The organism is Ruegeria sp. HKCCA6707, assembly GCF_013033515.1.
GTDB lineage: Bacteria > Pseudomonadota > Alphaproteobacteria > Rhodobacterales > Rhodobacteraceae > Ruegeria.
Window position 1 is genome coordinate 995053 of record NZ_WQEG01000001.1, and the last position, 18550, is coordinate 1013602.

15 protein-coding genes are annotated in these 18550 nt (G+C 58.3%); 5 read left to right on the forward strand and 10 right to left on the reverse strand.

The genetic code is table 11. The features are described 5' to 3' along the window. Window positions 1–3: 3 nt before the first annotated feature. From GOW40_RS04880 to GOW40_RS04905, 6 genes are all read right to left on the reverse strand, one after another. Window positions 4–1131, reverse strand: a complete 1128-nt coding sequence (locus GOW40_RS04880; RefSeq protein ID WP_371731815.1) for an MFS transporter — start codon at window positions 1129–1131, stop codon at window positions 4–6. Between the two features lie 76 nt (window positions 1132–1207). Then, entirely contained in the window at window positions 1208–2488 is a 1281-nt protein-coding gene (locus GOW40_RS04885) for a DUF3422 family protein (RefSeq protein ID WP_171128092.1), read from the reverse strand. Window positions 2489–2595: 107 nt separating this feature from the next. Continuing rightward, window positions 2596–2952: a VOC family protein gene (locus GOW40_RS04890; RefSeq protein WP_171096893.1), complete on the reverse strand. Its 357-nt coding sequence runs from the start codon at window positions 2950–2952 to the stop codon at window positions 2596–2598. Window positions 2953–3108: 156 nt separating this feature from the next. Next, the gene (locus GOW40_RS04895; RefSeq protein ID WP_171128090.1) at window positions 3109–4563 is read right to left on the reverse strand and encodes an NAD(P)(+) transhydrogenase (Re/Si-specific) subunit beta; all 1455 of its coding nucleotides are present in this window, start codon (window positions 4561–4563) and stop codon (window positions 3109–3111) included. Between the two features lie 13 nt (window positions 4564–4576). Next, window positions 4577–6148, reverse strand: coding sequence for a Re/Si-specific NAD(P)(+) transhydrogenase subunit alpha (locus tag GOW40_RS04900; protein WP_171096889.1), 1572 nt, complete (start codon window positions 6146–6148; stop codon window positions 4577–4579). Window positions 6149–6277: 129 nt separating this feature from the next. Next, on the reverse strand, window positions 6278–6727 hold the full coding sequence (locus GOW40_RS04905) for an isoprenylcysteine carboxylmethyltransferase family protein (protein WP_171096887.1): 450 nt from the start codon (window positions 6725–6727) through the stop codon (window positions 6278–6280). A 192-nt stretch (window positions 6728–6919) separates the two neighbouring features. Between GOW40_RS04905 and kynU the strand changes: the two genes are divergently transcribed. After that, entirely contained in the window at window positions 6920–8113 is a 1194-nt protein-coding gene (gene kynU, locus GOW40_RS04910) for a kynureninase (protein WP_171230885.1), read from the forward strand. On the opposite strand, the gene GOW40_RS04915 is transcribed toward kynU, so the two are convergent. Next, a complete protein-coding gene (locus GOW40_RS04915; RefSeq protein ID WP_171128086.1) occupies window positions 8106–8684 on the reverse strand; it encodes a TetR/AcrR family transcriptional regulator in 579 nt (192 codons plus the stop codon). The two genes, kynU and GOW40_RS04915, sit on opposite strands and share 8 nt — an antisense overlap. 97 nt (window positions 8685–8781) lie before the next feature. On the opposite strand from GOW40_RS04915, the gene GOW40_RS04920 reads away from it, so the two are divergent. After that, window positions 8782–9246 carry a (2Fe-2S)-binding protein gene (locus GOW40_RS04920; RefSeq protein WP_171128084.1) on the forward strand — a complete coding sequence of 155 codons (465 nt, stop codon included), beginning with the start codon at window positions 8782–8784 and terminating at the stop codon, window positions 9244–9246. 3 nt (window positions 9247–9249) lie between these two features. Further along, window positions 9250–11490: a xanthine dehydrogenase family protein molybdopterin-binding subunit gene (locus GOW40_RS04925; protein ID WP_171128082.1), complete on the forward strand. Its 2241-nt coding sequence runs from the start codon at window positions 9250–9252 to the stop codon at window positions 11488–11490. Window positions 11491–11534: 44 nt separating this feature from the next. Here GOW40_RS04925 and GOW40_RS04930 read toward each other — a convergent pair whose 3' ends face one another. The 3 genes from GOW40_RS04930 to GOW40_RS04940 form a co-directional block, all read right to left on the reverse strand. Next, window positions 11535–12314, reverse strand: a complete 780-nt coding sequence (locus GOW40_RS04930) for a gamma-glutamyl-gamma-aminobutyrate hydrolase family protein (RefSeq protein ID WP_171096871.1) — start codon at window positions 12312–12314, stop codon at window positions 11535–11537. Between the two features lie 267 nt (window positions 12315–12581). Further along, complete coding sequence (locus tag GOW40_RS04935; RefSeq protein ID WP_171128081.1) at window positions 12582–13007, reverse strand: heme-binding protein; 426 nt, start codon at window positions 13005–13007, stop codon at window positions 12582–12584. 83 nt (window positions 13008–13090) lie between these two features. Next, window positions 13091–15226, reverse strand: a complete 2136-nt coding sequence (locus GOW40_RS04940) for a malate synthase G (protein ID WP_171128079.1) — start codon at window positions 15224–15226, stop codon at window positions 13091–13093. Window positions 15227–15432: 206 nt separating this feature from the next. Here GOW40_RS04940 and pepN point away from each other — a divergent pair, with 206 nt between their 5' ends. Then, window positions 15433–17985, forward strand: coding sequence for an aminopeptidase N (gene pepN, locus GOW40_RS04945; protein WP_171128077.1), 2553 nt, complete (start codon window positions 15433–15435; stop codon window positions 17983–17985). Then, on the forward strand, window positions 17982–18416 hold the full coding sequence (locus GOW40_RS04950) for a hypothetical protein (RefSeq protein WP_171096863.1): 435 nt from the start codon (window positions 17982–17984) through the stop codon (window positions 18414–18416). Before pepN ends, GOW40_RS04950 begins: the two co-directional genes overlap by 4 nt. Window positions 18417–18550 lie beyond the last annotated feature (134 nt).

Sequence of the window (18550 nt, forward strand, 5' to 3'; positions counted from 1 at the left end):
AGATCAGGCGGCGCGCTTCAGCGCGCCGGCCACCAGAATCGACAAGATCGCCAGCGGCAACAGCACCGCAAAGGCCAGCCGCAACGTCAGAAGATCTGCGAGAAACCCGATCAGAGGCGGACCGATCAGGAACCCACCATAACCCAATGTCGCAACGCTCGCGATCGCCCGTCCCGGTGGGACCTTCGGGTCATTCGCTGCGCGCGTAAAAGCAATTGGCACCAGAAGCGCATAGCCCACACCCATCATGGCAAATCCAAACAGGACAAGCCCCAAAACCTGACCGGTCACCACGCACAGCACACCTATTGCCGCGCAGACACCGCTGAGCCGTGCCGCCAGCACAGTTCCCAGTTGCGCAATGACAAAGCCGCCCGACAACCTGCACAAAACCATAGTGATCGAGAAGGTGGTGAACCCCAAGGTCGCGATGTTCTCTGCCGCGCCCAGCTCGTCGCGCAAATAGATCGCGCTCCAATCCGTGATGGCCCCTTCGCCCAAAGTGCCGCACAAAGCAGCCAAACCAACCAGGATCAGTATGCCCGATGGCAGCGCAAAAGCAGGCGCATCGGACGACGCTGAGCGTTTCGACACCCAAGGGACATGCGACATGGCCAGGGTCAAAACCGCAACCGCAAGACCCGCCCAGAGAAAGTGATCAAAGACCGAAACACCATAGCCGATGGCGAAAAACCCACTCGCCGCCCCAAGCCCGGCTCCAAAGCTCCACATGGCGTGAAACGAGGGCATCAAGGGTTTGTCATAGACCTGCTCAACCTCGGCCGCCCAGGCATTCATCGCCACATCCATCGACCCGTGAAAAACACCAAAAATGAACAGAAACGCCGCCAGGGATGCGAAATCCCCCGCCAACGCGAGCAGAACAAGCGAGGCCGGATACAAAACCGAAATGATACGCGTCACGCGAAACGCACCAAACCGATCCGTCAATCGTCCGGTGACCGGAAATGAGCAGACCGCTCCTACAGCGACAAACAACAACCCCAGTCCAAGATCTTCATGGCTCAGATCCAGCACATCGCGTACCGCCGGGATCCGAGACGCCCAGATGCCCAACAAAGCTCCGTTCAAGACAAAGGCTGCCGTCACAGCACGCCAAGCGGAATACACGCTGATCAAGGAAAACCTCTTGTCAGAAACCAGCAAGGCAACGTCAGACACCAAAACGGCAAAGCGCCAAAAAGGATCACTCCAGCCTTTTACGCACCGTCCTTACGCTGAACCATACTGCCAATACAACGGGAATCGTCACTGCTGCTGTCAGCGCTCCTTTGCTAAGACCCATCTCTGTCAGCGGGTACAAAAGATAGCTGACCAGCGACACCGCGTAATAGCTGATGGCAACCACCGAAAGCCCTTCGACAGTATGCTGCAATCGCAGGGCAAGATCGGCGCGGCGATCCATGCTTTCCAGCAAGGCCTGGTTCTGCGCACTGCGTTCCACATCCACACGAGTCCGCAGCAATTCACCGGCGCGAATAGCCCTGTCCGACAGCGCCTTGAGTCGCCGTTCCGTGGATTTCACCGTCCGCATCGCGGGATCATAACGACGCATCATGAAATCAGAAAAGGTCTGTCTGCCATTGAACCGCTGTTCGCGCAGAACGGCGATCCGCTGGGTCACCAACGCCTCATACGCACCGGTCGCGCCGAACCGGAAGGAACACCGGGCCGCTATCGTCTCAAGCTCGGTCGAGGTGCTCAGCAACTGAGGCAACAACTTGTCAGGCGGCGCGGTATCATCTGTCATTTCCACCATCAACTCGGTCAGCTTGCCATCCAACTCTCCGATGCGGGGGGACAATTGTTTGACGCGGGCAAAACCCAGCATCGACATCGCTTTATAGGTTTCGATCTCGCACATGCGCTGGATAATGCGTCCGATGCGGCGCTCGCCTGTTCCTTCGCCAACAAACACGGCAAAGCGCATATGCCTCGATGGATCGATCCGGAAGTCACTGCCACAAATGGCCGAGTCATCCAGAACCCGCGAGGCCGCCAGGCTTTCCGGTTCGAACCAATCGTTCAAAGCACCTTTGATCGCATCTTCGTTCTCGGGTCGCGGAACGACACGCATCAGGATCGACGTGATCCGCTGCCCGGTGCTGGACATCAACCAATCTTCTGGAAAAACCTCGAAATCCGCCGGATCAAAGGCCCGCTCGCTGACATTCTGGGCGATCGCGGTATATGTGACAAACTCCGTATGTTGCTCCCATTTCAACCAATGGCGGCCAATTTGACCCGCGAAATGCGTCGCGCCCGGCTGCGGATGCGGAGCTCCGTGGCGGTCCAACAAATCGGTCAGATGGGCGATGTCTTTCCCCTTGTCTCGCCCAACCGCGGCTTCTGGGTTCTTGATGGCAAGAAAGATCACCGTGCACGGCGCGTTTGCCACCGGAAATGGCCGCGCGTGCAACTCATTGGCGACAGCATAGCGCAAAGGGTGGTCGTCTATCGGGGTCATTGCGGGCTCCACTTCGGTGCACGCACTATACGCCAGACGCGGATTTGATCAATTATCTTTTTATTTCATATAGTTACGAGAATACTACGGTATACATCCCCACTATCTCATTGATTTGGCTCCCAGAGCTCGATCGGATTGCCCTCTGGGTCATGAATGCGCGCAAATTTTCCAACCTCACTGTCCCAGTCCGGGTTGGTCTCGACCACGATTCCCGCCGCTTCAAGCTGCGCAGTCAAAGCCGCCAGATCATCGACACGAAAATTGATCATCCATTGCTGTTCGGCGCGACCAAAATAGTCGGTGTCCTCAGCAAAGGGTGCAAACACCGTATAGCCTTCGCTCTGTTTCCAGGGCATCGGGTCAAAGTGATTGACCCCGAGATGTGTTTCATACCAGGCGCTCAGCGCTTGCGGATCACGTGCCCGAAAGAACACCCCGCCGATACCATTCACTTTCTCCAAGACAGATCTCCCGCAGCTTCGATTTTTGATCAGTATACCACGCCCTCTGCTTCTTCTGTTCAAAAATACCTTGAAGGTCAGAAGGCAAAGCTTCCTGCACATCAAAAAAGAAAAGGGCGCCCGCAGGCGCCCTTTGCAATTTGCTCAATCCAAAGTTCAGTCGATCATGGGCAACAGCTTGTCCAGGCTCGCTTTTGCGTCGCCATAGAACATACGTGTGTTTTCCTTGAAGAACAGTGGATTTTCGATGCCCGAATAGCCAGTACCCTGACCACGTTTCGAAACAAATACCTGCTTGGCCTTCCAGCACTCCAAAACCGGCATCCCGGCGATGGGGCTGTTGGGGTCTTCCTGCGCCGCAGGGTTCACGATGTCATTCGAGCCGATGACGATGGCCACATCAGTGTCGGGGAAGTCCTCGTTGATCTCGTCCATTTCCAGAACGATGTCGTAAGGCACCTTTGCCTCGGCCAGCAGAACGTTCATATGGCCCGGCAAGCGTCCCGCAACCGGGTGGATCGCAAAGCGGACGTTCTTGCCTTTGGCGCGCAGCTTGCGGACCAGTTCAGACACTGATTGCTGCGCCTGCGCCACCGCCATCCCGTATCCGGGGATGATGATAACACTGTCCGCGTCGTTCAGCGCGGCTGCAACGCCATCCGCCTCGATGGCAACCTGCTCCCCCTCGACCTCCATCTGCGGACCCGAAGTGCCGCCAAAGCCGCCTAGGATCACGCTGACGAAATGGCGGTTCATTGCCTTACACATGATGTAGGACAGGATCGCACCGCTTGAGCCCACCAGCGCGCCGACCACGATCAACAGGTCATTACCCAGCGAGAAGCCGATCGCAGCTGCGGCCCAGCCCGAATAACTGTTCAGCATCGACACAACGACCGGCATGTCAGCACCGCCGATGCCCATGATCAGGTGATAGCCGATGAAAAGCGCCGCCAGCGTCATCAGGAACAGAGGGAAGAATCCACCCGAACTGGTGTACCAGATCAGACAGATGAACGAGAGGCCAGCAGCCGCCGCGTTCAGCGCATGGCCACCGGGCAGCTTGGTCGCTGCCGAGGTCACTTTGCCCGCAAGCTTGCCATAGGCCACGACCGAACCGGTAAAGGTGATCGCCCCGATGAAGATGCCCAGGAACAGTTCCACATGCAGGATGGCCAGTTCCGCCGACGTCTTTTTAGCAATAAGCTTGGCAAAGGCGCCCAGATCGGACAGGTCCGCCTGACTGGCACTGTCGGCAATCGCCATGACCTGCGCGACATTGCCAATCTCGAAATGCGCGTTGAAGCCGACGAACACAGCCGCCAGACCAACCAGCGAGTGCATCGCGGCCACCAGTTGCGGCATCTCGGTCATCTGCACGCGCTGCGCCACATATTGACCGATCAGGCCACCGCCAATGATCAGTAGCAGCGACAACAGCCACAGGCCGGACCCCGGGCCAACCAGCGTCGCAAAGACCGCCAGCGCCATACCGACGATGCCGTACCAGACCGCGCGCTTGGCGCTTTCCTGGTTCGACAAACCGCCGAGGGAAAGGATGAACAGAACAGCCGCAACAACATAAGCGGCAGTGGTGAAGCCAAATTCCATGTGCCCGGCCTCCTTAAGATTTCTGGAACATGGCAAGCATGCGCCGGGTTACGAGGAAGCCGCCGAAGATGTTGATCCCGGCCATGAAGACTGAGAGCGCCGCCAGCAGAATGACCAGGAACGATCCCGAACCGATCTGCATCAAGGCCCCAACGATGATGATCGACGAGATCGCGTTGGTGATCGCCATCAGCGGAGTGTGCAGCGAATGCGACACGTTCCAGATCACTTGGAAGCCCACAAAGATCGCCAGCACAAAGACGATGAAATGCTGCATGAAGCTGGCCGGAGCAACCAGCCCCACCAGCAGCATCAGCGCGCCGCCTACACCCAAAAGGGTGAATTGCTGTTTGGTCTGCGCCTTGAAGGCCGCAATCTCTTGCGCCTTTTTCTCTTCCGGGGTCAGCTCCTTGACCTCGGGCTTTTTCTGCGCCGCAATCGCTTGCACCTTGGGCGGCGGCGGTGGGAAAGTGATGTCACCTTCAAAGGTCACGGTTGCACCGCGGATCACGTCATCTTCCATGTCATGATTGATCTGACCGTCCTTTTCAGGGGTCAGGTCGGTCATCATGTGACGAATGTTAGTGGCATAGAGCGACGAAGACTGCGCTGCCATCCGGCTTGGGAAATCGGTATAGCCGATAATGGTCACGCCATTATCCGTCACGATCTTCTCATCCGCCACCGTCAGCTTGCAGTTGCCGCCCTTTTCCGCCGCGAGGTCAACAATGACCGAGCCCGGCTTCATAGCCTCAACCATATCCTTGGTCCACAGCTCTGGCGCTTCGCGGTTTGGGATCAACGCGGTGGTGATGACGATGTCCATTTCCGGGGCAAGCTCACGGAATTTGGCCAACTGTGCTTCGCGGAATTCTTCCGACTGCACGCTGGCATAACCACCTGTGGCCGCACCGTCCTGCTGTTCTTCCTCGAAATCCAGATAGACAAACTCGGCCCCCATGGATTCGACCTGCTCAGCCACTTCGGGGCGCACGTCGAAGGCATAGGTGATCGCACCCAGCGAGGTCGAGGTACCGATGGCCGCCAGACCAGCCACTCCGGCACCCACGATCAGCACCTTGGCTGGTGGCACCTTACCGGCTGCGGTCACCTGCCCTGTGAAGAACCGGCCAAAATTGTTGCCCGCTTCAATCACCGCGCGGTAGCCAGCGATATTGGCCATCGAGGACAGCGCGTCCATCTTCTGCGCACGACTGATGCGTGGCACCATCTCCATCGCGATGACGTTGGCGCCTTTGGATTTGGCGGCCTCCATCCCTTCTTCATTCCCAGCAGGATTGAAGAAGGAAATCAGGGTCTTGCCTTTGGTCAGGCGTTTCAGCTCGGTCTCATTCGGCTGGCGCACCTTGGCCACAATATCGGCCGCTTTCCACAGCGAGGCCGCGGTTTTCATCACCTCGACACCGGCTTCTTTATAGGCTGCGTCCGAAAACCCCGCCGCAGCACCAGCGCCTTTTTCGATCAGGCATTCATAGCCCAGCTTTTGCAACTGACGAGCCGAGTCCGGGGTCATCGCCACCCGGTTCTCACCGTCAAATACTTCTTTTGGTGTTCCTATCTTCAACGGTGTTCCCCCTAATTTTCGAACTGTTCGTGCGATTGGCAGGTATTCTTCGTCAACGCTTGGTCTAACTCGCGAAAGATTATTTCGCAAGCGCAGCATCCATTCCTTTGTGTCACATTCATCACAGGCTTAGATCCAGCGTCGGGTTTGGCGTTCATACCGGGCAAAATCGGCTCGGAACTTGCGGCGCAACCGGTCTTCTTCGGGCAAGATGAAACGGCGTTCCAGCACCCAGACAAAGATCGGAACCAGAACCAGAGACAGCACCGCGTCAAAGCGCAAGATCAGACCGGTCAGGATCAGCACATCCCCCAGATAGATCGGATTGCGACTGCGTTTATAGATCCCGGCCTGCACCATGGCGCTGGGTGTTTCATGAGGCAAAACCGTTGTTCGGTGGCGCCGGAACTCGACCACAGCCAAAATGGCAATCACGATCCCGGCTCCGATCAATAGGCCACTGAGCAAATCGGTCACCGCACCCTCAAGCGACAATCCCAACGACAGGTTGCGCGCCTGCAGCCATGCCAGCGCTGCAAACGCGATCAGCCAAACGGGTGGAATATCGATTCGACGCAAGTGCATTCCCTAGGGTAAAGTGTCGCTTTTGACCGTTGTCCTACCGCTTTCCGTCCCCGAAGGCAAAAGCTCAGGTTGACGCAGATAGGGGATTTGGCAGCAGGCAGCCGCTGAGCCTTGCGTTTCAGCACGATAGACAGTTGCACCACTATCAGATACGCCGAATGCACCACCCAACTCGCAAGGGCTCAAATGACCGATTTTGCAGCGACCAAATCCAAATTCCATCTACCGGAAGGTATCATCTATCTCGACGGCAATTCCCTTGGCCCCCTGCCCAAAGCCGCCTCGGCGCGCGTCACCGAAATGGTTGAAGACGAGTGGGGTGAGATGCTGATCACCGGTTGGAACAAAGCCGGGTGGATGGCTTTGCCCCTGGCACTGGGCGACCGGATTGGCCGGCTGATCGGAGCAGAGCCGGGCAGCGTCGTTGTCGGCGACACCTTGTCGATCAAAGTCTATCAGGCCGTCGCGTCAGCGCTGGAACTCGTTCCACAGCGCCGGGTGATCCTGTCAGACAACGGCAATTTCCCGTCTGACCTCTATATGGCCGAAGGATTGCTGTGCTCGCTTGGGCCTGAACACGAGCTGCGGGTTGTCGACCCCGAAGACGTGGCCGCGCAGATTACTGAGGACGTGGCGGTTCTGATGTTGACCGAGGTGGATTACCGCACAGGACGCAGGCACGACATGAAGGCTCTGACCGAATTGGCCCATGCAAATGGTGTGATCACGGTTTGGGATCTGGCGCATTCAGCCGGAGCCATCGAAGTGGATCTGGCCGGGTGCAAGGCCGATTTTGCCGTCGGGTGCACATATAAGTATCTCAATGGCGGCCCCGGTGCTCCGGCCTTTATCTATGTGGCACCGCGCCTGTCAGACAAGGTGCGCCCCGCCCTGTCGGGCTGGCTGGGCCATGCCTCGCCCTTTGCCTTCGATCTCGACTATCGACCGGGCGCGGGGATTGAACGGATGCGCGTGGGCACACCGCCGATCATCCAGATGTCTGCGCTCTCCGTCGCCATGGATATCTGGGATATGGCCGACATGGCCCAGGTTCGGGCGAAGTCAATCGAACTGACCGAGCTGTTTATCACGCAGGTCGAAGCAACCTGCCCGGGCCTGACCCTGGCCAGCCCCCGCGATCCGGCCTTGCGCGGCAGTCAGGTTTCGTTCCGGTTTGACGAAGGGTACGCCGCCATGCAGGCGCTGATCGCGCGAGGGGTGATCGGAGATTTCCGCGCACCGGACGTGATGCGCTTTGGTTTCACACCGCTTTACATCGACGAAACAGACGTCGGACGCGCTGTGGATATTCTGGCTGATATCATCGGTAACAGATTATGGGACCGTCCTGAATACAAGATTCGTCAGCGCGTTACCTGACCTCAAGCGCTGCACCAAACAGCGCCGCCAACTGGGCGACCCTCTGTTCGAACTCATCCGCACCAGAGGCCGTCATTTTGATACCTTTCAAGGCGGCGGTCATCGTCTTTGCAGTCTCATAGGCCTCTGTGGTCAGATTGACCCGGCCCGCAGCGGCCTCGCGCTGCAGCCAGTTGGCATAAAGACGGGTCAACTCGGCCTCGCCCGTTTCGACGATATCAGTTGCCATGGATTTGGTGGCATCCAACATCTCAAGCCCGTGGGGTGAGGCCAGGATCGCCGCCATCCCGTCCGATTGTGCATTGATCGCGGCGGCCAAAACGTCAGGAATAGTCCCCTCTTGCGCCAAGGCCTGCCCGACTTCGGCGATCTTCCCACCATAGTAGAACTCGGTCAGATGGCGGACGATCGCCTCTTTGTTCTTGAAATGCAGATAGACCGCCGGGCGCGACATCCCCGCCCCCTTGGCGATGTCATCCATCGAGGTTTTTCGAAACCCGTAAGAGGCAAAGGCCTGAAACGCCGAATTCAGGATTGCCGCAAGCTTCGGATCGTCAATCGTTTTTTCCATAACAAACCCTTTGACAGTTTTTGTTTATTTTGTCAATTGACACCCTGACACTTTTCGACAATTATGTCAGACCAATTCCAACCGAAAGAGGTGCGCCATGGTGACCGCTCTGAAGATCAACGGAAAGACCCATCAGGTAGATCTGCCTGATGACGTTCCCCTTTTGTGGGTACTGCGCGATGAGGTCGGCCTGACCGGCACCAAATTCGGCTGCGGTGTGGCCTCATGCGGCGCTTGCACCGTTCACATCGACGGCGAGGCCGTGCGATCCTGTCAGGTGGCCCTGTCGGATGTCTGGGGCGATGTGACCACGATCGAAGGCTTGGGCACACCCGACGCGATGGCCGCGATCCAGCAAGCCTGGGTTGACAATCAGGTGGCGCAATGTGGCTATTGCCAGTCCGGTCAGATCATGCAGGCCGCCGCCTTGCTGGCCGAGAACCCGGTGCCAACAGACACCGACATTGACGACGCGATGCAGGGCAACCTGTGTCGCTGTGGGACATACCCCCGGATCCGTGCGGCCATCCATGATGCCGCCGCTAAGCTGAAGGAGGCCTGATCCATGGCAAGCATCGGAAAAATCCTGCGCCGCACCTTCCTGATTGGATCTGCCGCCGTTGTAGGTGGCGTTGCCTTTGGGGCCTATTACGTCACCCGCCCTCCGGCCAACCCGCTGAAACCTCAAGAGGGTGAAACCGCGCTCAGCCCCTTTGTGATGATCGACCAAGAGGGGATCACCCTGTTCGCCCCGCGCGCGGAAATGGGCCAGGGCGTGATGACAACATGGGCCGCTTTGATCGCCGAAGAGCTGGACGTTGAGCTGGACGACATTCGCGTGCTGCACGGGCCCGCTGCGGCGGCCTATTACAACTCGGCCCTTGTGGGTGAGGGCCTGCCGAACAAAGGCTATGACGTCACCGACTTCCAGCACAATCTGGGCGAAGCCCTGGGCGTTCTGGGCCGAACGCTCAGCCTGCAGATCACCGGTGGATCAACCTCGATGAAAGACGGTTTCGAACGGATGCGTCTGGCCGGAGCGTCAGCGCGCGAGACGCTGAAACAGGCGGCAGCCGACCAATTGGGCGTGGATCGCGAGCAGTTGAAAACGGCAAAAGGCGCAGTCATCGCACCCGATGGCACACAGATCCCTTATACCGAACTTGCCGCCGCCGCAGGCCAGATCGAAGCGATTGAAGCCCCGCTGCGCGACCCGTCTAAGTGGCGGCTACTGGGACAGTCGCAGCTGCGTCTGGATATGGCAGGCAAGTCCACAGGGACAGCCGAGTTTGGCATCGATGTCCGGCCCGAAGGTCTGAAATTCGCCAGCGTGCGGATGAACCCGAAACTGGGTGGCGACATGAAAGGGTTTGACGCCAGTGCCGCCGAAGCCATGCAGGGCGTTGAAAAGATCGTTGATCTGGAGACCGGTGTTGCGGTCATCGCGTCGAACACCTGGCTGGCCATTCAGGCGGTTGAGGCTATCGACGTGGATTGGGGCGATGCCCCCTACCCGCCTGAAACCGAGGGCATTTTCGCCGAAATCGCCAAGGCGCTCGACACCGAGCCGAACTCGACCATGCGCGATGATGGCGATGTGTCGGTGCTGCCCGAAGGCGCGACCGAGATCACGGCAGAATACACTGTACCCTATCTGGCCCATGCCACTATGGAGCCGATGAACGCCACCGCGCTGTTTACCGGCAGCAAGCTGGATCTGTGGTGCGGCAATCAGGCCCCGACCCTGATCCAGATGCGCGTGGCGAATGTGGCCAATCTGGACACTGAGGCGGTCGAGATCCACACCACCTATCTGGGCGGTGGCTTTGGGCGCCGCGGTGAGTTGGACTTTGGTGAGATCGCCACCAAGGTCGCGATGGCTATGCCGGGCGTACCGGTCCAGACCACATGGAGCCGCGAAGAAGACATGCGCCATGATTTCTATCGCCCTGGCGCGATCGCCCGGATGCGCGGCGCTGTCAAAGACGGTCAGGCGGTGCTGATCGACGGCAAGGTGGCCGCACAATCCAGCACACAGCAAGCGATGGAACGCTATACCGGTTTTCCCGGCGGCGGCCCCGACAAGGTTCTGGTCGAAGGGTTCTTCAATCAGCCTTACGCAATACCGAACTACCGGATGAGCGGCCATATCGCACCGCTAGACATTCCTGTGGGGTTCTGGCGATCTGTCGGCAACAGCCATAACGGCTTCTTCCACGAGACCTTCATGGACGAAATGGCCCATGCCGCAGGTCAGGATCCGTTGGAATTCCGTCTGGCTCTGGCCAAGTCGGAACACGCGCCTTCGGCTGGATGTCTGGCTGCGGTCAAAGAGATGTCTGGCTGGACCGGGCAAACACCCGATGGCGTAGGACGCGGCGTGGCTCTGACCTACAGCTTTGGCACTCCGGTCGCGCAGGTGATCGAGGTGGTCGACGAAGACGGCAGCATCCGCATCAGCAAGGCCTGGATTGCCTGCGATATGGGTCTGGCACTGGATCCGGCGACGGTCGAGGCACAGATGATCGGGGGCATGATCTATGGCCTTTCCGCCGCGGTTCAGGGCGAGATCACCTTTGCTGACGGCGAGGTCGAGCAATACAACTTCCCCGACTATGACGGGTTGCGGATGCATAACACTCCGCTCACCGAGGTGCGCATCCTTGAGACCAACAAGCATATGGGTGGCGCCGGAGAGCCCGGCACACCGCCCTCAATGCCTGCGCTTGGCAATGCGCTTTTTGACCTGACCGGCGAGCGCGCACGCACGCTGCCGCTGAACCGGCAGTTCGATCTGCTGATCTGATCTGAAATGCGGGGCCGGCCCTTGGGGCCGGTTCCCCTTCGACGCTAGGCCATGCGTTGCAGCGGTGTGGACCGCTTGCATCCGGCCCAAGACCGAGCGGCCTCTCCAAAGGCCTGAAACAAAGGCCGCGACACCGGATCGTTGGCCGCATCCCATTCCGGGTGCCACTGGACCGACAGGGTAAAGCCGGGCGCGCCATCAACGTAAATTGCTTCGGGCGTACCATCAGGAGCGTGGCCGTCGATGACGACGTTCTGCCCGACGCTCTTGATACCCTGCCCGTGCAGCGTGTTGGTCATCACTTCTTGAGCCCCGAACAACCGGTGGAACACGCCTCCTTCGCTGAGCGTCACCACATGGCGCAGCGCAAATTTCTCTTCCAGCGTCCCATCCGGCGGCATCCGGTGGTTCTGACGCCCGGGCAGATCGCGGATCTCGGGATAGAGCGTGCCGCCCATGGCCACATTGACCTCTTGAAACCCGCGGCAAATGCCCAGAAACGGCTGACCGCGCTCTACGCAAGCCCGGACCAGAGGCAACGTGATCGCATCCCGCGCGCGGTCAAACTCGCCATGCGCCTCGGTTGCAGACTCGCCATATTCCTCGGGATGCACATTTGGGCGACCACCGGTCAGCAGAAACCCGTCACAGACCTCAAGCAGTTCTGCGACAGAGACAAACCGCGGGTCCGACGGGATCAGCAATGGGATACAGTCCGAAACATTCGCCACAGCATCAGAATTCATCGTGCCGCCTGTATGGGTCGGGTACTCATCGTTCAGCAGATACGAGTTTCCGATAATTCCGACAACCGGACGCGCCATTCAGTTTTCTCCATGCTCCAAGACGGCTCGTGCCTTAATGCCAAATCCGTTGCAGGTTTCAAAGTGCATGGGCGCAGCTTCGTCTGTGAATTTCTCAACAACCGCATCAAAGCAACAAATATATGCCTCAAATGAGTGTATTTTCGTCACAAAGATCAACAATTGACCCAGGCAAGATGTCGACCACGGTATCTCGGTAGAAATCACGCAAGCGTTTCGTGGTTCGACACGCACTGCGCCGCCCCGAGCTGTTTCTGACGGGGACGCTTAGATCTCGCCGATCAGGCCAGCCGCTTCGATCCCGGCCATCGCCGCCACTGCGTCATTGTCCGAGGTATCGCCGGTCACGCCAACCGCGCCGATGACAGCCCCCTTGCGATCCAGCAGCAAGACGCCACCTGGCACCGGCACCACCTGACCACCGTAAACGCCGTTCACAGCCGCCATGAAATAGGCCTGCGCCTCGGCCCGCTGCATCTGCGCGGTGCCCGCCATGCCCAGCATGACCGACCCATAGGCCTTGCCCTGCGCAATCGCGAACCGTCCGGGTGCCGCGCCATCTTGGCGCTCGAACGCGATGACATGACCACCGGCATCCAGAACCACAACCGACAGCGGCTTTAACTCTAGTTCACGCCCTTTTTCCAGAGCCTTGCGAATAATCGTACGCGCCTTGCGCAAGGAAACTGCCATGCCTGATCCCTTTCATTTGACCAATACTATCTTCTGAGGAGCACGAGGAGGCAGACAGACTCCTCGTTCCCAATACCTGTCTCTTAGCCCAGGCTGGCCTTGAGCTCTAACCGACGGGCATGCAAAACCGGCTCGGTATAGCCCGAAGGCTGGACACGCCCTTTGAACACCAAATCGCAAGCGGCTTGAAAGGCGATCCCGTCGAACCCAGGCGCCATCGGCTGATAAGACGGATCACCCGCATTCTGACGGTCCACCACAGCGGCCATCTTCTGCATCGCAGCCATAACCTGCTCTTGGCTGATCAGCTCGTTGTGCAGCCAATTGGCCAAGGCCTGACTGGAAATTCGGCACGTCGCGCGGTCTTCCATCAAGCCGATATCATTGATGTCGGGAACCTTGGAACAGCCCACGCCCTGATCAACCCAACGCACCACATAGCCCAGAATGCCTTGCGCATTGTTTTCGATCTCACGCGTGATCTCGTCGTCGCTCAGGTTGCGCCCGCCCAACAACGGGATGGTCAGCAGATCCTCAAGCGTGCCGCGCGCGCCACCTGCCGCGATCTCGTCCTGTCGGGCGAGTACATCGACCTTGTGATAATGCGTGGCATGCAAGGTTGCAGCTGTCGGCGACGGCACCCAGGCGCAGGTCGCGCCGGACATCGGATGACCGATCTTGGCCTCAAGCATATCGCCCATCCGGTCGGGCATCGCCCACATGCCCTTGCCGATCTGCGCCTTGCCTTTCAGCCCGCAGGCCAAACCGATATCGACGTTGCGATCCTCATACGAGGCGATCCAGGGCGTGTTCTTGATGTCACCCTTAGGCAACATCGGACCGGCTTCCATCGACGTGTGGATCTCATCCCCGGTCCGATCCAGGAAACCAGTGTTGATAAAGGCGACACGCGATTTAGCGGCCCGGATACATTCCCGAAGGTTGGCCGAGGTGCGACGTTCCTCATCCATGATGCCCAGTTTTACGGTGTTGCGCGGCAAGCCAAGGATGTCCTCGACCATGTCAAAGATCTCGACCGCAAAAGCCACCTCTTCCGGCCCGTGCATCTTGGGCTTGACGACATAGACCGAGCCTTCGACCGAGTTGCCGCCATCGCGGCTCAGGTCGTGCATTGCGATCAACGTGGTACAGAGCGCATCCAACAACCCCTCGCCAATCTCGCGCCCTTCGGCATCCAGAACGGCAGGGTTGGTCATCAAATGCCCGACATTACGTACCAGCATGAGCGACCGGCCTTTCAACGTGGCCGCTTCGCCGCTGGCGCCCGTATAGGCAACATCATCGGCCAGCTTGCGCGTAAAGGTTTTGCCACCCTTGCTGACTTCCTCTGTCAAATCGCCCTTCATCAGGCCCAACCAATTACCATAGGCCACGACCTTGTCGGCCGCGTCGACGCAGGCCACCGAGTCTTCGCAATCCATGATCGTGGAGAGCGCAGATTCCAACCGCACATCCGAAATGCCAGCCGGGTCGCTTGCCCCGATTGTGCTGGAGGCATCAACCATGATCTGAATGTGCAGCCCGTTATTCTTGAGCAGAATAAACTCGGGGGCTTCTGCGCCACCGCCAAAGCCTACAAACTGTGTCGGATTTGCCAGTGTGGGGGTCAAAGCCCCATCTGCAACACCCAGACCGGACACATCTGTCCAAGATCCGGACGCCAAAGGTACGGCCTCATCCAGAAACGCCTTTGCCCAGGCAATTACCCGCGCACCGCGCTCGGTGTCATATCCGCCGCCTGAGGGCAGATCACCCATTGCGTCGGTACCATAAAGCGCATCGTAAAGGCTGCCCCAACGGGCATTGGCCGCGTTCAATGCAAAGCGCGCGTTGGTGATGGGCACAACCAGCTGCGGGCCCGGAGTTTTCGCGATTTCGGGATCGACATTTGCTGTTTCGATCTGAAAAGCGTCACCCTCTTCGACCAGATACCCAATCTCTCGCAGAAAACCGTGGTACTCGGCGGCGTCAATCTCTTGCCCCTTGCGTGCGGCATGCCAGCCATCAATACGGCTTTGAATATCGGATCGTTTGGCCAGCAAGTCCCGGTTCTTTGGTCCCAGTTCATTGACCAGCCGTGCAAGACCCGCCCAGAAATCAGAGGCCGCGATACCCGTGCCCGGCAGCGCCTGTGTCTCGACAAAATCTACAAGCACCGGATCAATTTGCAGCCCGTTTCGGTTTACTCTGTCACTCATATCGATCCCTTTCCGACTGTGCCGAAGTTTCCTCTCGACCTCAGTTAGGGGGAAAATTTCCGATAGGCAACAAAAACGCGCAAATTTTGGTAAAAATAATTTACCAAAATATCAAAAAGCAGTTTCAAATCGCACGATCACGGCGGCTTGCAGCCATCTTGCGATGCCCCTAACGTCTGCGCCGACCCAACTGATACGAGGCCCCGATGCGCGACGCTGCTCCGACCACAATCTACCTCAAAGACTACACACCCTTTGGATTTCTGGTCGACTCTGTACACCTGACCTTTGACTTGGCAGCACATGCCACGCGGGTCACGTCCCGCATCGCGTTCAGACCCAATCCCAACGCCAGTGATCACCAGTTCTTTCTGCATGGTGAAGAGCTGAAACTGATCCGCACCTCTATCGACGGCGCGACTATCTCGCCCGAAGTGACTGACAAAGGCCTGACCGCCGATGTCCCCAATGCGCCTTTCATATGGGAGGCCGTGGTCGAGATTGACCCAGGCAACAACACCGCGCTTGAGGGGCTCTATATGTCAAATGGCATGTATTGCACCCAATGTGAGGCGGAAGGGTTTCGAAAGATCACCTTCTATCCCGACCGACCTGATGTGATGTCCACGTTTACCGTGCGCATCAATGGCGACCTGCCGGTGCTGCTGTCCAACGGCAACCCATCAAACCAGGGTGACGGATGGGCGGAATGGGTCGATCCATGGCCCAAACCGGCCTATCTGTTTGCGCTGGTTGCGGGCGAGCTCGTCGCACACTCTGACCACTTCACCACGATGTCGGGTCGCGATGTTGTCCTGAATCTCTGGGTCCGCCCCGGCGATGAAGGCAAGTGTGCCTTTGGGATGGAGGCGCTCAAAAAGTCGATGAAGTGGGACGAGGACGTCTATGGCCGCGAATATGATCTGGATGTGTTCAACATCGTGGCCGTCGATGATTTCAACATGGGCGCGATGGAGAACAAGGGGTTGAATATCTTTAACTCCTCTGCCGTGCTGGCCAGCCCCGAAACCTCGACCGATATGAATTTCGAACGGATCGAGGCGATCATCGCGCATGAGTATTTCCACAACTGGACCGGCAACCGCATCACCTGCCGCGACTGGTTCCAGCTGTGTCTCAAAGAGGGTCTGACGGTCTTTCGTGACGCACACTTCACATCCGACATGCGCTCGGCCCCGGTCAAGCGCATTCACGATGCCATCGACCTGCGCGCACGGCAGTTCCCCGAAGACAATGGCCCCTTGTCCCATCCGGTTCGGCCCGAAAGCTTTCAAGAGATCAACAACTTCTACACATCAACCGTCTATGAAAAAGGCGCCGAGATCATCGGGATGCTAAAAACGCTTGTGGGTGACGACAGCTATGCCAAGGCGCTTGATCTTTATTTCAAGCGTCACGATGGCCAGGCCTGCACAATCGAGGATTGGTTGCAGGTCTTTGAGGATGCCACCGGCCGCGATCTAAGCCAGTTCAAGCGCTGGTACAGCCAGTCGGGCACCCCGCGCCTCAGCGTCAGCGAAGACTGGGCCAACGGCAACTATACCCTGACCCTGAGCCAGCGGACCGAGCCCACGCCCGGTCAGGATGAGAAGCTACCCCAAGTCATCCCGGTCGCCGTTGGCTTGCTTGGCCCCAACGGAGATGAGCTGCGCGAAACGGAAATTCTTGAGCTGACAGAGGCGGAGCAGAGCTTTGTCTTTTCCGGCCTCCCGGCCAAGCCGATGGCCTCGATCCTGCGCGGGTTTTCGGCCCCAGTGATCCTTGAACAAGACCACAGCGACGCCGAGCGCGCCTTTTTGCTGGCCCATGACACCGACCCGTTCAATCGTTGGCAAGCGGGGCAGTCGCTGGCTCAGGATACGCTGCTGCGCATGATCACGCAGGATGCAACACCTGGCGCGGATTATCTGGATGGGTTGCTGGCCGTTTTGCGGGATGCGGATCTGGATGCGGCCTACCGGGCTTTGATGTTGGGCTTGCCGACCCAATCCGAACTGGCCGCCGCGCTGCACGAACAGGGCCACACGCCCGACCCCATGGCGATCTGGACCGCGATTGAGACTCTGCGACAAGCAACCGCCCAACATGTGCAAGACCTGCTGCCGCGCCTGCACAGCGAAACGGTGGTGGACGAACCTTATGCGCCGGACGCCCGCCAATCGGGCAAGCGCGCCTTGGGCGGAGCAGCTCTGGCGCTGACTACGCGTCTGGATGGCGGGGCCATGGCGGCTCAGGCTTATACACGGGCCGACAACATGACCCAACAGCTCGGAGCGCTGTCGTGCCTGCTGCGCGCGGGCAAAGGTCAAGAGGAATTGTCGGCCTTCTACGATCAGTGGCGACATGACAGGCTGGTGATGGACAAGTGGTTTGGGCTTCAGGTCTCGTTGGCGGCGCCTGATGCGGCGGTGAAGACCGCGCGGACCCTAACCGAACATGCCGATTTCAACTGGAAGAACCCCAACCGGTTCCGCGCTGTGATGGGTGCTTTGGCGATGAACCACGCGGGGTTCCATGCGGCAGGTGGAGCCGGCTATGCGCTATTGGCTGACTGGCTGGTTCGGCTTGATCCGGTCAACCCACAGACCACAGCGCGCATGTGCAGTGCGTTCCAGACCTGGAAACGCTATGATGCCGACCGACAAGCACTGATCAAGACGCAGTTGCAGCGCATCGCAAACACGCCGGATCTTTCACGCGACACCACCGAAATGATCTCGCGGATTCTCAATGCATGACCAAGCCAGTGTTCGAATTCACCCGGCAGAACCGTAACCAGCGCACCGTTACGGTGTTGATCTGCATTTATGCGGTTCTGGTCGGGCTGATTATCGTTCTGGATGCAGCCTGGTGGTTGATGGGCCTTTTGGCCCTGGCGACCCTCCCAGCCCTTTGGGACGTCGCCATGGATACCCGTGCCGGAATGTCCATAACCGACGACAAGCTGAGTTGGTACAGTGGAAAAAGAGAGGGGTCGCTTGCTTTGGCCGAGGTAAAAAAATTCCGGTTCGACACCCGTTGGGACTTTTCCGTCAGGGTTTCGGCCATCTTGAAGACCGACAAGAGAATACGTTTGCCAGATGAATCTTTGCCACCCCACAAACAACTCGAGATCGTTCTGCAAAGCGCCGGATTCGACGTTGAGCGGCATCATTTCCGCGTTTTCTAGAAACGATTCACTGGAATCTTACGATATTGGTTTCGGATTCAGAGGTTTTCGGGCGGATTTCTTGAATTAAAAACAAATACTCTTCAAACTGAATACGTTACGAATGTTCAGTTAAATACGAGTTCACTATGTTA

What these genes read in the sequence shown, in the direction of transcription:
- GOW40_RS04885 (WP_171128092.1), bottom strand. Translation starts at nt 2,488, where the DNA reads ATGACCCCGATAGACGACCACCCTTTGCGCTATGCTGTCGCCAATGAG.
- GOW40_RS04895 (WP_171128090.1), bottom strand. Translation starts at nt 4,563, where the DNA reads ATGGAATTTGGCTTCACCACTGCCGCTTATGTTGTTGCGGCTGTTCTG.
- kynU (WP_171230885.1), top strand. Translation starts at nt 6,920, where the DNA reads ATGACCGATTTTGCAGCGACCAAATCCAAATTCCATCTACCGGAAGGT.
- GOW40_RS04915 (WP_171128086.1), bottom strand. Translation starts at nt 8,684, where the DNA reads ATGGAAAAAACGATTGACGATCCGAAGCTTGCGGCAATCCTGAATTCG.
- GOW40_RS04920 (WP_171128084.1), top strand. Translation starts at nt 8,782, where the DNA reads ATGGTGACCGCTCTGAAGATCAACGGAAAGACCCATCAGGTAGATCTG.
- GOW40_RS04925 (WP_171128082.1), top strand. Translation starts at nt 9,250, where the DNA reads ATGGCAAGCATCGGAAAAATCCTGCGCCGCACCTTCCTGATTGGATCT.
- GOW40_RS04930 (WP_171096871.1), bottom strand. Translation starts at nt 12,314, where the DNA reads ATGGCGCGTCCGGTTGTCGGAATTATCGGAAACTCGTATCTGCTGAAC.
- GOW40_RS04935 (WP_171128081.1), bottom strand. Translation starts at nt 13,007, where the DNA reads ATGGCAGTTTCCTTGCGCAAGGCGCGTACGATTATTCGCAAGGCTCTG.
- GOW40_RS04940 (WP_171128079.1), bottom strand. Translation starts at nt 15,226, where the DNA reads ATGAGTGACAGAGTAAACCGAAACGGGCTGCAAATTGATCCGGTGCTT.
- pepN (WP_171128077.1), top strand. Translation starts at nt 15,433, where the DNA reads ATGCGCGACGCTGCTCCGACCACAATCTACCTCAAAGACTACACACCC.
- GOW40_RS04950 (WP_171096863.1), top strand. Translation starts at nt 17,982, where the DNA reads ATGACCAAGCCAGTGTTCGAATTCACCCGGCAGAACCGTAACCAGCGC.